Source organism: Mesorhizobium sp. M7D.F.Ca.US.004.03.1.1 (assembly GCF_003998635.1).
Classification (GTDB): Bacteria; Pseudomonadota; Alphaproteobacteria; order Rhizobiales; family Rhizobiaceae; genus Mesorhizobium; species Mesorhizobium loti.
The window spans coordinates 1-1547 of record NZ_RZQG01001186.1 but is presented as its reverse complement, the minus strand read 5'-3'; the positions used below and the strand labels follow the sequence as shown (position 1 = coordinate 1547).

Below are 1547 nucleotides of genomic sequence, written 5' to 3'. Positions count from 1 at the left end.
GGAACTGACCTTGATCAAGGGCGGCGGCGGCGCGCTGCTGCGCGAGAAGATCGTCGCTGCGGCGTCCCAGAGCATGATCGTCATTGCCGACCGGTCGAAGATGGTCGAGACGCTCGGCCGTTTTCCACTGCCGATCGAAGTCAACCAGTTCGGCCTGCGCGCCACCGAAATCGCGATTGGCGCCGCGGCTGAAAGGCTCGGTCTTTCCGGTCCGGTCACATTGAGGATGACGGGGGACCAGGCTTTTGTTACAGACGGCGGCCATTTTATCCTCGATGCATCTTTTGGCCGCATTCCGGATACAAGAGCGCTTTCGAATGCTCTCCACGCCATTCCGGGCGTGGTCGAGCATGGTCTTTTCATCGGGCTGGCTTCAGCGGCCATCATCGCCGGCGGCGACGGTATCCAAACCGTCCATGCCGCCCGAAAACCAGGGAGTTCTACCGATCATGATGTTGCATAACCGGGTTCGCAGCCTTTGCGCCGTTCTGGCGGCTTCAGCCGTTCTTGCCTTCTCTTCGCCGGCGTTTTCACAGGATGTCACGGAATCGCACCTGAAGGCCGCCCGCGCCGCGGTCGCGGCGATCCACGCGACCGACCCGTTCGACAACATCCTGCCGCAGGCGGCCGCCGCGCTTGAGTCGCAGCTCATCCAGAAGAACCCGGACATGCAGGAACTGATCGGCAAGACCATCAGCGAGAAGGCGCTGGCGCTGGCTTCGCGCCGCGCTGACCTCGAGAAGGAAGCAGCACTCGCTTACGCAAAAGTGTTCTCCGAAAAGGAACTGACCGATATCGCCGCCTTCTACAATTCCGATTCGGGCAAGAAGCTGCTCGACAGCGGCCCGACGGTGACCCGCGACCTGGTCAAGGCAGCCGACATCTGGCAGAACGGCCTCGGTCGCGATCTTGCCCAGCAGGTCGGCGAAACGCTGGCGGCTGCCGCCAAGGCAAAGGCGCAGGCAGCACCAGCGGCGCCCGCGGACGGAGCCGCTCCGGCGGATGACGCAGCACCGGCCGATGGTGCGGCCCCCGCGGACAACAACTGATCCTGCATTTCAAAACGGCCTAGAGCCCTGGGGCTCTAGCTCTTTATTTGAGCATGATCTTTTCCGAAAACCGGATTCCACTTTTCGGGATCATGCTCAAGCGGCCATCAGCAAAAGCCCGGCTTGTCCGGGCTTTTCTTTTGACGTTTTGCGGCCTACCTGTCTCTCACATTTCTGAAGCCTAGGGAGCCGCGTCATGGCCGGTTACGACTACGATCTTTTCGTCATCGGCGGCGGCTCGGGCGGGGTGCGCGCGGCGCGCGTGGCGGCCGCGCTCGGCAAGCGCGTCGGCATCGCCGAGGAATACCGCTATGGCGGCACCTGCGTCATCCGCGGCTGCGTGCCGAAAAAACTCTATGTCTATGCCTCGCAATTTCCCGAGCATTTTGCCGATGCCGCCGGCTATGGCTGGACGGTGCCGGAAGCCAGTTTCGACTGGCAGACGCTGGTTGCCAACAAGGATCGCGAGATCAGCCGGCTGGAGGCGATCTACAAGAG

The 1547-nt window shown here is 62.3% G+C and carries 3 protein-coding genes; all 3 read left to right on the top strand.

The genetic code is table 11. The features are described from left to right. On the top strand, positions 1 to 463 hold a 463-nt coding region (rpiA, locus tag EN935_RS35370; protein ID WP_127374195.1), incomplete at its 5' end, for a ribose 5-phosphate isomerase A. Beyond that, positions 450 to 1049: a DUF2059 domain-containing protein gene (locus EN935_RS35365; protein WP_109671253.1), complete on the top strand. Its 600-nt coding sequence runs from the start codon at positions 450 to 452 to the stop codon at positions 1047 to 1049. The genes rpiA and EN935_RS35365, both read left to right, overlap by 14 nt. A gap of 196 nt (positions 1050 to 1245) precedes the next feature. After that, positions 1246 to 1547 (top strand): FAD-dependent oxidoreductase (locus EN935_RS35360; RefSeq protein ID WP_164771656.1); only part of this gene is annotated, 302 nt, incomplete at its 3' end.